Below are 15,074 nucleotides of genomic sequence, written 5' to 3'. Positions count from 1 at the left end.
TCGCACAAAGTTGTCTCAATATTCTTCGTTTTTGGGGGAACGACAAAAAAAGACATTTGGACGAATCAAATGTCTGAAGAAAGTTGTTAGATTGGGTTTTTGTAAAATAATATCTACATACGAGTTCCGATTTCTTAAAAACGAAGGTTATTGAGACGAAAAAAACTGTAAGTGTATCACGCGTGGTCCTTACTAAACTAAGAATAGCGTGGTCCTTTAGCAAAAGAAAATCATTATTTTCATAAACACCTGAAATAGATGAATAAATAACCTACCTCTTTCACTGTGTGAAAGGTACGGGAATGGGTTTAAAAAAGCGGTTTTTGATACGGGTTTATTTTCCGTTCGAGATGTTCCCAATCTCGATCATCTGGAAGAGATTTTAATAATAAATAATCTGTTTTGACTTTGTAATCGACGAGATAGCGATTGTAATTGGTCACGATCAAATCAATATGTGATCCATTTAGCGTCTTCTTTGTTAAATATTGCAGCTGCACAAAGGTCAACTCGTGCTTGCTGCCAAACCGCTGGATTGCTCGAGTTTGAATGTGCTGGCACACAAAATGATCTCCTTCTAGGAGAAAATAAATGGTTTTTGCTGGTGCGTAATAATCGAAAATCAACTCGCTATAAATTGTTAAACTGACACAGATGTCTTCTAAGTAAGCACTAGACAAAGAGAGTTTTTTGCTCTGCTCCTTAAGAAATTGTAAGTTCTTTTGATAATTCTCGCTGTTGGAACGCATGATCACTTCTTTGATATCATCCATTTCCTTGTTCAAAACCGGCGCAATCGCATGGTTTATTTTCCTCGATAAAAAGAAAGAACGTAAAAACGTCGCCACCGTAATGGCTTGCTCTTTGGGCACATCATGGTTCTGCAGAAACAATTCGGCCACGTTTGCAATCGCTGTACCTTGATGAAACTGACGGTAAAATTTTTGCTCTCGTTCTCCTTGATCCAAGGTTCGCTTACACAGGGTGACCAAGTAAATCCAAGCAAATTCTTCTTTGGGCAACTGGGTCTGATAGATTTCTTCAATGCCTTTTTTCAAGGAATAAAGTTTGGCGAAACTATTCCCTTTATACGCTTGCCTGACCAGTTCTTTGGGCACAGTGATATGATAGCCAAGGCTCGCGCGTTTGATGGCAATATAAAACGTATAGTAAAACGCTGCGGGGGTCGCCCCAGATCCGATTTCATAATAGCCGAACTTGTCATCCAATTGCCCTAAAATCAAGTCATGCAATGCTTGGTCTGGGACCAATGTATAGATCGTTTCGACCCCTTCATAGTAAAAATCTTTGAAAAACTTACGTAAGTTGGCTTCGCTTCCTTCAATCGTTAAAGGATTGGAGGTCCATTGTAAGCCATAGCATTTCAAAATAGGGTTGCGCTGATTAAGTAAGCGCCGAAATGTACTCTCTGAAAAATGGTAATGATGTGCTAGCTCATCCACCTTAGCTAACTTGCCATGAAAGATATTCCCGATAATTTCAAATAAGCATTCATTTTTTAACAAACTTTGTTTTCTTTTTTGATATTCTGTAGGCTTTTTCTCTTCGAAAACAAACCCGCTATTGCCGGAAACAAGAACTATACTGTCCCCAAAATATTCTTTCATGTATTTGATATCATTGGCAATCGTCCGCTGAGTTACCTGATTGCGCTCAGCTAAGTCGCCAATCGTAAACACCCGATCTCGCTCAATCGTACTCAACAGCCGAAACAACCGCGCGGTTGTGCGGTTGCTGATGAAGGCCAATTGCAGCTCTCTCATCCACTCCACTCCTTTTTCAAGAGATTCTTTTCTATACTATTACATAAATAGACCACTATTTGGTAATTATATACTCAAATTTACAGTATTTTTATCAAAAAACCTACTAATAATGAAAAAAATAGCGTTCTGAATTTTATTTTCTAACTTATAATCGCTTCTTCGATGGAATGAAAAAAAGCCGCAAGCAACACTCGATGAAAAGAGCTGCTTACGGCTAGTCTTGGCTTTTTCGTTAAAATAAATACTGCGCAGTAATCGACGATTGACAATTGATCAGTTGTTCTGGGGTTCCTTCGTACAAGATTTCACCACCGCGAATCCCACCATCAACACCGACATCGATCAGCCAATCCGCTGCTTTCATGACCTCAAGGTTGTGTTCGATCACGATCACCGTGTTGCCTTTTTCTACTAATCGTTCGATGATCGCCAAGATGCTTTTGATGTCTGCCATGTGCAATCCGGTCGTTGGTTCATCCATAATGTAGATATTGCCTTTTTTGCTTAATTCTTTTGCTAACTTCAGTCGTTGGCATTCACCGCCAGACAAGGTATTTAATGGCTGTCCGAGGGTCATGTATCCTAGACCTACAGCCAAAATCTGTTTTAGTTTTCTTTGAATCGCTTTTTCCTCAAAAAACTCCACCGCTTCCGTGATACTCATGGCAAGGACTTCATCGATCGACTTGCCTTTCAAGCGATACTGGTAGACTTCTTCTTTAAACCGTTTGCCGCCGCATGCCTGACACAAAACCTCGACGGAATCCATAAAGGACAGCTCCATCTTGATGGTCCCGTGGCCCTTACACGTTTCACAAGCACCTTCGGAATTGTAGGAAAAAAGACCTGCTGAAACCTTGTTTTCTTGCGAAAACAACTTGCGAATGTCATTCATGATTCCTGAATAGGTTGCAGGATTAGAGCGAATATTCCCCGCCACCGCTGATTGATCGATCGTAATGGCTTCAGGGTATTCTTTGGCAAAAACACCATTTACCAAACTGCTCTTTCCAGAACCAGCGACACCGGTCACCACCGTAAATACCCCTAATGGCACCCGCAGTGCTGTATTTTTCAAGTTATGCAGCGTCGATTTTTTCGTTTCGATAAACTGTTGGCTTCTGCGAGGGGCTTCTTTGAAATCCACCATCTGTCCAAAGGCTTTGCCAGTCAGTGTATCTGATCGCAGCAAACCTTCAAAGGTTCCTTCGTAAGTAATATAGCCGCCATTTTTTCCAGCTTTAGGACCAACATCGATAATGTGATCGGCTGCTTTAATGACATCTGGGTCATGCTCCACTACGATGACGGTGTTCCCTTTGTCCCGTAGTTTGACTAACAATTCATTCAATCGATGGACATCCCTTGGATGCAGCCCAATACTCGGTTCATCAAAAATGTAGATCACATCGTTCAAGCTAGAAGACAAGTGTTTGACCATTTTTACCCGCTGACTTTCCCCACCAGAAAGCGTCGTTGTTTCACGGTCTAAGGAAACATAATCCAACCCAATATTGATCAGATCAGTGATTCTCGCTTGGATGTTTTGAAGCAGGGGTTGGACACTCTCCTCCGAGATTTCTTGAAGAACCGTCAATAGTTCATCCACTTGCATCGCCAAAACGTCCGCAATCGAATAGCCCGCGATTTTACACGCGAGTACTTGTGGATTGAATCGCTTTCCCTGACAGTCAGGACATTTCTGCTCATTCATGAAAGAAGCGATTTTCTTCTGCGTAGCAGCGGAGCTTTCATTGCCACCTTTGATATTGGAGCGATTAAAACGAGCGACTAAGCCTTCATAGGTGGAACTCATGCCTTCCATATACAAGGAATCGATTTTTTCTCCTTGGGCATACAAAAAGCGGTTCATTTCCTCTTCGCTATATTCTTCCAACGGCTTGTCATTGTCAAAAAAGCCCGTATTGGTGAAGGACTTCAGTAGCCAAGAGCCGACTTTGTAGCCAGGAAGCAGGATCGCCCCTTCGTTCAAGGACTTTTCAAGATCCAGTGCCTTTTCTAAATCTAACCCGACGATCCGCCCAATCCCTTCGCAAGTGGGACACATCCCATGAGGGTCATTGAAGGAAAAATTCCATGCAGGACCTAAATACGGTTGACCAAGACGAGAAAAAAGCAAGCGGATCAAGGGGTTGATATCCGTGATCGTCCCTAATGTAGAGCGGGAATTGCCGCCTAAACGGCTTTGATCAACTACTACCGCCATCGAAAGATTGTCGATGGCATCCGCATAGGGCTGGCTGTATTTTGGCAAAAAGTTGCGGACAAATTTCGAAAAGTTCTCATTCAGCTGTCGACCAGCTTCTTGTGCGATCGTGTCAAAGACGATCGATGACTTGCCAGAACCAGAGACACCCGTGAAAATCGTGATTTTTCTTTTGGGAATCTTCAAGTCAAAGCCCTTCAAATTGTTCTGCCTGGCGTTGTGGATCGTAATGTATTCCTGCATGCTATACCCTCCCAGATTCTATTGAATTTTTACAGTGAGCGACCATTATAGCACAAACATTCTCGCTGTTTCTCGGAATTTTGCAAAAAAACTATGTTTATTTTATGTTTTGTTCTCAATGTTGGAATAGCAAGGATAGAGGGCTTATGCAATTTTTCGATAACTGTTGCATAGGAAGGAATTTAGCGTGCGAACGAAGTTAGAAGCCAGAGCGAAGAACGAGTATTTTGAATGACCTTAAATTGCTAAAAGGTAAAAAAACAGTCCATTTCCCCTTGCTTGCAAAGTGAAATGGACTGTTTTCATGAAATAACCTTTAACCGTTTAAAGCCGACTATTATAGATCAACTCAATGCAGTTGACGGAAACGTTTTGATTAATGTCACCGTTTCTTCTGCCCCGTAATCCCCTTCGGCATATAAAGTAAGATACTCTTCCAACAAATAGTCAGCAAGGTCTTGGGAAGATTGCGTAAAACCAGCCTTTTCGTAAGATTTGACTGCAGCAATATTTTTTCTCGATGGCCGCATCATCAATTTTTGAATGCCGAATGTTTCATGTAAATGATCACCGAGGGTGACGATCGCATCGGTGCCAAATCCTTTGCCGCAATGAATTTCCCGGTTCAACCAGATATCCAGTTCTGCTATGCCGTCTTTTAGATGAAACGAGGAGTAGCTAATAAAGCCAATCGGTTCACCTGCATGTAGAATCAAAAAGCCTCTGCCATTTTGCGGTTGAGCACCAGTAAAGTAATACTCTTGATAGTCCTCAAAAAACTCTGCTTCAATGGCGATCGGTGCATTAGGATAAGAAGGTGGTCCGGAATGATATTTTGTGGTTTCAGAGTGAAAACACCATTGATAGACCGCTTCTTTATCTTTGATTTCCGCAGGGATTAAAGTGACTTTGTTGCCTGTTAGCATGTGGTGTACTCCTTTCGCTCTTCCTAATGTTCCCCCCAATTATAGCGGAGGATGTCCCTTAAAAACAAACCGCGTTTTTTCTTTACTTGAATCGAACATCGACATTGCTTAAATTTTCATTGTTGCGCCAACAATCTTCCGATTGATTCCTCTATTTTTTCATCCTCTAAAAATTAAATTCATTTTCCCAATTAAAATCAGCAGATTCTTCTAAACTGTTCGGCCAATGATGGCACCAGGAAGGAACTCTGGGCACTTCTACTCGATCCAAACTTGGTGTGTACGGTTTGATATCTATTAGTGGCGTTTGGTCGTTTGCATCAATATAAGGAATAGAAAGAATTCCTTTCTCAACATCGACTGATAATACTTGAACAACACTTAATGCAATTGGATTTGGTCGGATGGGTGATCTCGTAGCAAAAATCCCCATTTTTTCAGGCGCATGTTTATAGGGTTGCTCAGCATCCAAAATCATTCGATACTTTGCATCCGCAAAATCACTGAACCACCATACTAATTGAAGGTGACTAAATCCTTCAATCCCTGCTAAAGCTGGAATATATTCTTTCTTAAGCTTGAGCAAGCATCCGTCCTCATTGTTTTGAATGATCCCGATCGGTTGTAGTTTATATTCTGTCATTTTCTTTCCTCCATTTCCTCTTTGTGCTCTCAGAATAGTGCCTGACACAGTGTGAGAGTCAAGAAAAAACAGAAAAAATCTGCTACTCAACGTTTTATGAGCGGTATTTGTATTTCAGTCAAATAATTACGTTCTTCCTGCTCATTCCAAGGACCGCGATGCACGATTTGCCTGTCTGGTCCGTCCATTTGGTAATAAGGATGTTCTTGTAGCCACTCAGCCAAGGACAAATAGACGTTGGCTATGTTGGAGAATGCACCGTACACCATCGTGCACGCCATAATTGGCACTGCCTCCGTTTCGTAGCTGGAAAATACTTTGGAATCTACCTGCAGGCCTGCTTTCACTTGCACACACAATTCAACATCGACATTTTTTTCTTTAAACTCTTGGTCGTGATAAATCGAAAATGATTGTCCAAAATTCTTTATTTTCTGATTTTCCATAAAAGTGGCTAGTTCTCTCCACAGTTCCGCTTCAGCAAAATAATTTGGTATGACTTTGCGAAGGGAGAGCACATGATAACTCGGGACTGCTTTCATTGTAACCTGATAATGGCGCTCTATTCGTTTCTTCGTCAATTCTAATTTAGCCACTTCTAGTTTGATTAATTTTTGTTTTTCCGCTTCAATAGTCGTCTTAATCTCATCTCCTTTTCTTTCTAATTGTTCTGCAAGGAAGTCCTGCTCTTTGTTTTTCAGCAACACCGCAATTTCTGCTACACTAAAGCCGCTATCACGCAAATAGAGTATTTTATTGAGTTCAGGCAATTGAGCAGCCGAATATAGTCGATAACCAGTAAACGTATCAATCCTATTGGGCTTTAATAGGCCCATCTCATCATAGTAACGTAACATTCTGATACTCACTTGAGAGAGCTTTGAAAATTCACCTATCTTAAACATATGCACCTCCGATAGATGTATTATAAAACACTTTATCCACACTTCAATGCTACTCACTATAAAAAACCGAAACAAAGAACTCACTCTCTGTTTCGGTCTTGCTTCATTATTCAACATTCAACGAAAAATTCTTCTAACAATTCTTGCCTTTCATAGGCATGTGCCCATTTGTTCCACCTATCGATTCACTGAGACGGCCATCCGGTGATAGGTATGGCGCTTGCCTCTGACGGCGATGGATAGTTGCAAGATGTTCTCGGGATCAGCGGTCCCAGAAAAACCTGCATCTCCGATATGATGAAGGTCGCAGCCGGCACGTTTGCTAGTCAATGCCAAGGCACGGATCGTACCTGTATCTGCACCTTCCTGTGTAGTGCCAATGGTGCCCATGACCAACTTCCCTTTTTGGTGGATAAAGGCCACTAGATCACTCATGTGTTGTTCACTCAGCCCAGGAATCGTGCCCGCAATGGGTACAAGAATAACATCGGCTCCAGCTTGAATGAATGCAGACGCAATTTCTTCATCCAACACAGGTTCATTGACACCAGCTCCGTGCATTTTTCCAGCAATAATGATCCCAGAGAAAACGGCTCTTGCTTGTTTGATTGCCGCTGTGATCTCTTTATTTGAAACGCCAGTGGAAGGATTTCCTGTCAGACAGATAAAATCAAATCCAAGTGCTTCTGCACGAGCCATGTTTTTCTTTGTTGCCAAACGCCCTGTAGCGATAGTTGTCAACTGTTCCATCTGCTCCGCACAATCGTCGACAGGCTCAAGATTGACCCCAACAGGCCGCCCGTCAAGCATTGCAAAAAGCGAATGGGGTCATCAGTTGTCGGTAATCCTTTGATAGTGCCGTTTTCGCAATCAAATAGGTTCAGCAAAATCAAATCCGCCCCAAATGCAGCGACGAATTCAGCATTGGTGATTCCTCTAGACATCGGATCGATTTGGACATCATTTTCTGCTACGATCGTCCGTCCCGCACTTCCTCGGATACTTTCCAATAGCTGGTCTTTATCAAATGATTTAAAATCAGCTGCCGTGCAATTCAATAATCGTTTTGTCTTCATTTTACGCCCCACTTTCTGAACCGAGTTCACTGGCTAATGTCCGATTATCCAGCATTTTGAAGAATGGATAATAGATGGCGATAGAAACCGTCAGATTCACCAGCTGTAAGATTGCTCCCGAAATATGTCCGCCTGTAGCTAGATAACCGCCGATGATTGGCGGCATCGACCAGGGCACCAAAACGACGGCAGGTCGGACGATCCCCATGGCAACTGTCGTATAAGAGATAATATAGCAAACGACCGGCGTCAGAATATATGGGAACAAAATCAATGGATTCATGACAACGGGCAACCCAAACATGATGGGTTCATTGACATTAAAAACCGTTGATGGAAATCCGAGTTTCCCCAACTCTTTTAAATACTTGCTTTTACTTCTGACTAAGAGTAAGATCGCCAAGCCCAAAATCACGCCACTCCCACCAATCCAGACAAAGGTATTCATAAAGGTATAATTGATGATATGCGGAATCGTTTCGCCGTTTTGAAAAGCGATCCGATTTTCATCGATCATTTGAATCCATGTCGGCTGCAGGACGCTCAAGACCAAGTCCCAACCGTGGATGCCCACTGACCAAAACAATGACGTAAACATAATGGCAAATAGACCACCTATAAAGCCTCCGCCAATGATCGATAAAGGTTGTCCCACAAGGCTGTACAGCAGATCATGAACATTCGTGTTGCCGAATGATTCCACTAATAAACGAATCACCCAGAAAAGCGAGAGGCAAAAGAATGAGGGGATCAATGCAATAAAGGAGCGACTGACCGCCGGGGGAACGTTTTCTGGCATGCGAATCACGATATTCTTTTGTACGAATAATCGGAAAATCTCCGCCGTGATCAAACTGGTGATGATTGCTACGATCAGCCCGCGGCTACCAAGATAAGACATTTGAATGCCGCCGTCTTCAATCGGAGTGACTAAAAGAAAAACCGACGCTGCCAATACACCGGCAGATAAACCGCTGACGCGGTATGTGGTTGCTAAACTATACGCAATAGCAAAGGAATTGAACAGCGCCATCACACCAAAGGTCACTTGGACGACAAAGTCTAATTTGCTGCGCCATTCCCCGCCAAAAATACTAGTAACAAATAGGTTAAAGCCTTCCCATGGAACGTTGGATAAAATAACAAAAATAGAACCGATAATAATCAAAGGCATCGTGGTGACAAGTCCATCACGGATAGCAACTAGATGCTTTTCACCGCCAATTTTCATTCCCCATGGTAGCATCTTTTCTTCCATAAATTTCTTTAACGAATCCTTCATAAGCTTCCTCCTTAAACTTAAAAGATCGCTGAAAGAGTGCGTTCAGGTATCTTTTCGAAGTGTGAATAGAAACCAAGGCTTGCCACCTTCAAGAACCTAGGATTGAAGTCCTGATCGCCAAAACGCTATTGCTATGAATACAGTAAGAAAGCAAGGCATTGGATTTCTCAACTATGACTGCCTATTTTCCCTGCAACTGTCCTCAACTGATCTTCACACCTTTTATTTGCCGCAAACGATCCTGCGCATGAACCGTTTCAAACGACAAAAAAGGCATTGGACAAGATTGTCCAATGCCTTTGGCATAGCAAAATAAGCGTCCAGCATCCCACGGTTTTTGCCCAAAAACCTGCCTGAATCTACTAGAAATCGACAAGGAAATCGGGTACAATAAACACGTTGATGCCTTTGGCGATCAACTATGGCAACTTGATTGGTCAACTGTCTTAAGGGTGTGACTGATCAGGGCCTCGTAAATCTGCGCCAACAGAATTACGAGGTGCCTATTTTTTTGGTTTCTATTCGCTTACATTCTATAGAATGTCTTTGGGAAAAGCAAGCGAACATTGCAACAAAATTGTAAATAATGGTCAAAAAAATAAAAAACTATTGTGATTTGTTCGATTGAAATAGAAAATAGTAATTGCTTTGCGTATTTATCAAAAAAGGAGGACCGAATCATCCATGATTCAGTCCTCCTTTTCGCGCTAGACAAATACAAATAAAATTCCAGAGCAGATCGTGCCTACCAATAGCCCACGAATACTGCCTTCGCCTTCATTAGGTAACTCAAATTTGATGATATTCACCAGCAAAGCGCCGGTGATCAAGGCTTCAATGATGACCACCAAATAGTAGGGCAATGAAACAAAGAGGGAGAACGCCGCTCCCGCGAAAATACTAAAGGAAAGCACAAAGCGGCCATATTTGTTATAAAGGGCACCATGATGGTGATAGAGCAGCCAATCGTTCATGAGAAAATGCAAACCAAAAGCAATAAAGTAGGTCAAAATGTAAAAACGCTCTGATAGCGTATTGGCAATCACGATATAGCCGATCATGATATTGTAGATCACATGAAAAGCGATATCCGACCAAAAAAAGGCGTTTTTGGCACTGGTGATGTCTTTCTTTTCTAACACCATAAACGTCCGCTCATCGATTTTGTAGATCACGTAACTGAAGACTAAGCCAAACAAAACGATGCCATAGACCCCATGACTATAAAAAATCCCCGAGTCCCAGCCAAATTCATCAATCAACACCGTTTGAAAATACGCCAAATGGGGCAATAGATGAACGATCGCATAGGAGATTCCTACCCCAGCGGCAAAGGAGCTCATGTATTGCACGTTTAGTTTTCTGGATGAGATAACATTTGAAAATAGATGGATGAAGATAAACCCTAAAGTGATCATGCAATTCACAAAATTGTTTGTTAAATACGTCATTGTTTTCTCCTTCTTACATTCCGTTTACAGCATCGTTTAATCGCAATTTTCAATAACAAAGTCTTTTTAATTAGTTATTTTTGGTTATTTTCATGAAATATTCTTGTTTACTATACAGTAAGTGGGCTTGGGGGGCAATAGGTTTTTTAGGTTTTTGGGGAGAAATATTTTTGATAGAAAACGACCTTCATTATTGCCGATTTTTTACCGATGACCTTGCCTTCATTTTTAGGAAAGGATAATCTTGTTTTTGTTCTTGCAGACAGTAGGTCTAACTTCGTTTTTTATAAAAATTGGGCTTATTTGAAGTTAACTTCAAATTTCCGAAAAATTGTAACCAATTTGAAGTTATCTTCAACTTTCTCAATTATGTCAGATTTTTGACGTTCGTAACCAATCACTGATGAATTCAGAAAGCCATTGTTGCTCCTATCCCATCAAAAAAAGAAGCAAGAACTTGCAGCGTCCTTGCTTCTTTTTTGTTACAATTCATTATACTTCTTTTTCGAATCTTTACTTTCTTTCACCGGATACTTCATGTTGTTTTTTTCCAGCTTTTCTTTGATGATCTCATCAATATCAAGACCCAAATTGTCTGCCAGCATATAAGAATAAATCAGAACATCGGCAATTTCTTCTTTTAGATGTTCGAAATCTTGAGTGGCTTCTTTAGGTGTTTTCCATTGAAAAATCTCCAACAATTCGGCGGCTTCGATGGAGATAGAAATAGCTAGATCTTTTTCATTATGAAATTGTCGCCAATTGCGATCATCTCGGAATTTATTGATCCGTTCCATTGAAGAGGGTTGGTTTTGCATGGTAGGCCTGGCTCCTTTCGTTTTGTAGGGTTAAGAGTTTTTGGCGCAGATTGGGATTGATTGCATAGATGTAAAGCCCTTTGATTGCTCGTTTCATTAATACATTCAATGAATTAAGGATGATCGTTTCTTTGGCTTTCTTCGTCAATTCTTGGTTCATATCGTCACGTCCCGTAAACGCCCCTTTGTCCTCATATTTATCGATATCGATGACAAGCTGGTCGGTCTCTGGATCGTAATCAATGGAAGGGCCAATGACGACTCCTACATTGTTTAAATCAAACCCTTGGACGGTGTAGATTGAACCGACTTCACTGATTGTATCTGGTCGCTCCGCCCATGTTCGCTTCGTATCGGTCGTATTCCAAGGCAGGTTGATCCCACCAGGATCTACAAGATAAGAAGCTCCGTCTTTCTTATGAACATAATCGAATGTTGAGATGATCCGTGACAGACCTTCCTTTTTATCGAGAGAAAAGATTTTATTCTTCAACGCATCATGGGTTTCCATAATCTGAAGCTCAAAAGATGCTGTTGATTCTGGAATCGATGTTACACGTTTTTCTACGATATCATCGATCCATTGAATTATTTGTGGACTACTTTTCATTCTTAATTGATCTTTTAGCTTAAAGAGAGAAGCATTGTACCTTTTCTGAAACTGATCCAATTTGTCCTGATCCCAATAACTTTTGATTTTCAATACTTGCTTCGGATCAAAGATACAAATCGTGATTTTTGCTCGCTTAATAATCTCTTCTAGTTGGTTTTCATAGTGAAAACTGTTATAGCTGTCTTTCTTCGTTAAAAGCAAATGGGCCTCATCCACAATAACGATGTCTGGGTGCAACTTCTGATTATCTGTTTTATTAATAAAGGAAGTTGGCTTTAACATATGATTCTTTTTTAAATTTGGCAAACTTTCTGCCATTGTATGATAGGTTTTTAACATTTCTGAATGGTTGACCAACAAATAGTTATCGGTGCCTTTTAATACAGGCTCTGACTTTGTATAGTCTTGAAGGGTGTTATAGAGAGATGCCAAAAGGACGCTCTTTCCCGTTCCAGCTTCTCCTTCGATCATCAAGACTTTTTGTGTCTCATCCTGCTGAATCGCTTGTTTACAGTACTCAATGATTTCAAGTTTTATATCTAACTGTTCTGGCGTCAGTTCTTTAAAAGGGGATAATTTATATACATCTTTGTTGCGAATCGTATCGATTGAGTGCTTCGCCAATTGACGCCTTTGCAATTCTTCCCATAACTCTTGGAAGACCACTTCATCATAATACTCTTTTTCATAATACTGATGCATCTGCACCTGTCTTGTTTGACTGACATTTTGTAACTGAAACTGCTCATCCCCAATGAAGTGATTGATCAAATTGGTTTCGATATTGTAGGTCGCTGATTGATTGAATTTTTCATGTCCAATCAGCAAGACTTCTTTAATTTCTCTGCGCTTAGAGTTATTCAAGTGCTGCTTCAATCGTTTGTTCACTTGAACCGTTTGACCAATGTACGCAACAGGCCTTTTCTTTTCATTTCGGTTGTAGAGTATGTAAACGACTGGGTACTGATCGATATATGCCGTCGTTATGCTAGATAGCTCACCTTTCTTGAAATGATGATCTTCTATGATTAGTTGGTTGGTCATTTTTTAAAGTCTCCGTTTAGTGTCTATTCCATTAAGTTTATTTATTTTAGTATATCACTGCATATTTTGCTCTTAAAGCATTAAAGACAAAATTGGTAATTTTTTGTTTTAGCAAAATAACCATTATCTAAAAAAATCGCTATTGATTAATCTACTAATTTCGTCCAACGTGCATACTTTGCTACTGATTTAATAGACTAACTTATTATCCTGAAACTCTTTTCAAACGAAAACTCTCTAAGACGTTCTAAAATAAATAGCTGAAAATCCCCTTTGACAATTCACCAAATATCCTCTGTTTAGGATATTTATAAATTGTTTATTAAATCAAAAGAATTTATTTTGCAATCTGAAAATAAATAAATATTTTATAATTTTAATTTGACCAAATCATTCAATATGAGATAATCATTTACGAAAGGATGATTTGATGGACCATACAGTTACCAGCCTAAGATATCTGCGGATCGCTCAAATTTCTTTGTTAACATACTATATTTATTTAGCCGTCCATGACAATATTTTCGAAGCAATTCCATTACTGTTTATCAGTGGTATTTTAGATCTCGTGTACCCGCCAGACTACGCAAACCAGTCATTTTGGTTTCCTTATAAAAAGAAAACAATATTTTTAAAAAGCAACAATTTGTTTCTGGAAAGAGCATTAGAAATCTTAATCATAATTGTTCTTGGTATTTTTTTATCTCTTGTTTTTTAAAGTAAAGGAACAATTTGTGATTGCTAGTTCCCTTTTACCCAACAACTGAATCATTTTTCTATTACTCACTACTTTTTTATCCATTTGTCTATTAAAATGGATTTACCAGATGAATAACGAACCCTTCGCTGTTGAAATAATGCTAGTATCTAATCGAAAAGAAAGGTGATTTTTTATGAAAAGAATTTGTTTTGTCTTAGTGTTGAGCAACGGGTTATCTTACACACCATTAACTCCAGGTGTTCTTTATCAAAGAGACACAAGCCTCAAAGACTATTTTTCACCGTATTACGACGTTTCAATCAATTATCTGAGAGATAAAGATACTGTTGATTACTTAGTCCTTCCTGAGCCATTCGCTCCTTTTGATAATGAAAATAACCTCCCTATCATAAAAGTTCCTTCAAAATTTTTTCTGACTAAAGACTTTGAAAAAATTAAGGCGTACATTGATGACTACTTTAAAGAAAACGATGCTAAGTAATACTATCCTCGATCGTTTTTCGCCCTTACTGATTGATACCGTTATCAATCAGTTTTTTCGTCGGATTGTCAACTTATTTTGGGACGAGAAAACAGTCCGAATATTCTAAATTTATTCTTTTGCGATAAAATTATTCCAATATAGATAATAAGGTAATATTTATTTGGTAGCTCTCAATTATTCTTATACTTAGCTGAGGGCATCACTTGCTTGACCAAAAAATTCAATGATCGAATACGGGCTAACGGTTTTAATTTAACTTAAAGGGGTTTTAGTTTTGACAGACGAAAGATGGTTCCAAATAAGAAAAAGACGAAAAATAGAATTATATGTTTGTCTTTTAGTCGTTTTCCCAATGGTCTATGGGCTATGGTTCAACATAGTTTTTCTTGTACAATATACTGCACTACTTTTTTGTATCGCAGTTTTAACAGCAATATATGAACTCGGAAAACTATTAATTGATAAAACTCTAAGAAAAAGGTAGTAATGTTCAATCTATATTTTGTAGGTTGGACATTACTACCTTTTTCTTGAAGGAATTTAATAACAATAAGCCTAAAGAAGATACAAAAAGGAGCACTCCTTAGAGTACTCCTTTTTCATTATTTAATGGAAAACAGTAAGATACTAGTCAAGTCAACAGAGCTCTGAAAGTAGTGGTATACACCTATTACCCCACAGACCCTTCCATATTGGAATCGACTTCTCAATCAGTGTCATGCATTGTCAAATTAAACAATTAAGATGATTCATAGTAGTTCAATGAGTCAATAATTATAATTGATTGTCAAATTAAGATGGTCAAAATCTGGTCAATTTTGTATATGTTATTGGGAGCAATACTTAATGTAAAG

At 39.6% G+C, this 15,074-nt stretch carries 10 protein-coding genes and 1 pseudogene; 1 reads left to right on the top strand and 10 read right to left on the bottom strand.

Annotated elements, in window-relative coordinates; genetic code table 11:
- Positions 1-308: 308 nt before the first annotated feature.
- The 10 genes and pseudogenes from CXM95_RS02780 to CXM95_RS02735 form a co-directional block, all read right to left on the bottom strand.
- Entirely contained in the window at positions 309-1,784 is a 1,476-nt protein-coding gene (locus tag CXM95_RS02780; protein WP_101698835.1) for a helix-turn-helix domain-containing protein, read from the bottom strand.
- Positions 1,785-2,019: 235 nt separating this feature from the next.
- Positions 2,020-4,257 (bottom strand): ATP-binding cassette domain-containing protein, encoded by a 2,238-nt coding sequence (locus tag CXM95_RS02775; protein ID WP_101698834.1) that lies wholly within the window; start codon positions 4,255-4,257, stop codon positions 2,020-2,022.
- Between the two features lie 344 nt (positions 4,258-4,601).
- Entirely contained in the window at positions 4,602-5,183 is a 582-nt protein-coding gene (locus CXM95_RS02770) for a GNAT family N-acetyltransferase (protein ID WP_101698833.1), read from the bottom strand.
- Between the two features lie 166 nt (positions 5,184-5,349).
- On the bottom strand, positions 5,350-5,826 hold the full coding sequence (locus tag CXM95_RS02765) for an SAM-dependent methyltransferase (protein WP_101698832.1): 477 nt from the start codon (positions 5,824-5,826) through the stop codon (positions 5,350-5,352).
- An 86-nt stretch (positions 5,827-5,912) separates the two neighbouring features.
- Entirely contained in the window at positions 5,913-6,731 is an 819-nt protein-coding gene (locus tag CXM95_RS02760) for a MerR family transcriptional regulator (RefSeq protein ID WP_101698831.1), read from the bottom strand.
- 177 nt (positions 6,732-6,908) lie between these two features.
- Positions 6,909-7,807 (bottom strand): annotated as a pseudogene (locus CXM95_RS02755) (DUF7916 family protein).
- A 1-nt stretch (position 7,808) separates the two neighbouring features.
- Complete coding sequence (gene celB, locus CXM95_RS02750) at positions 7,809-9,089, bottom strand: PTS cellobiose transporter subunit IIC (RefSeq protein ID WP_077453683.1); 1,281 nt, start codon at positions 9,087-9,089, stop codon at positions 7,809-7,811.
- 707 nt (positions 9,090-9,796) lie between these two features.
- On the bottom strand, positions 9,797-10,540 hold the full coding sequence (locus CXM95_RS02745; protein ID WP_008377866.1) for a hypothetical protein: 744 nt from the start codon (positions 10,538-10,540) through the stop codon (positions 9,797-9,799).
- 482 nt (positions 10,541-11,022) lie between these two features.
- Entirely contained in the window at positions 11,023-11,358 is a 336-nt protein-coding gene (locus CXM95_RS02740; RefSeq protein ID WP_034857870.1) for a nucleotide pyrophosphohydrolase, read from the bottom strand.
- Positions 11,321-13,015 (bottom strand): DUF2075 domain-containing protein, encoded by a 1,695-nt coding sequence (locus CXM95_RS02735; RefSeq protein ID WP_101698830.1) that lies wholly within the window; start codon positions 13,013-13,015, stop codon positions 11,321-11,323. Before CXM95_RS02735 ends, CXM95_RS02740 begins: the two co-directional genes overlap by 38 nt.
- Before the next feature lie 893 nt (positions 13,016-13,908).
- On the opposite strand from CXM95_RS02735, the gene CXM95_RS02725 reads away from it, so the two are divergent.
- Positions 13,909-14,217 (top strand): hypothetical protein, encoded by a 309-nt coding sequence (locus tag CXM95_RS02725; protein ID WP_086299077.1) that lies wholly within the window; start codon positions 13,909-13,911, stop codon positions 14,215-14,217.
- Positions 14,218-15,074: the final 857 nt, after the last annotated feature.

Source organism: Enterococcus sp. CR-Ec1, from assembly GCF_002850555.1.
In the GTDB taxonomy this organism is placed as follows: domain Bacteria; phylum Bacillota; class Bacilli; order Lactobacillales; family Enterococcaceae; genus Enterococcus_D; species Enterococcus_D entomosocium.
Note: the sequence above shows the minus strand (reverse complement) of the source record. Positions and strands in the feature narration are given on the sequence as shown.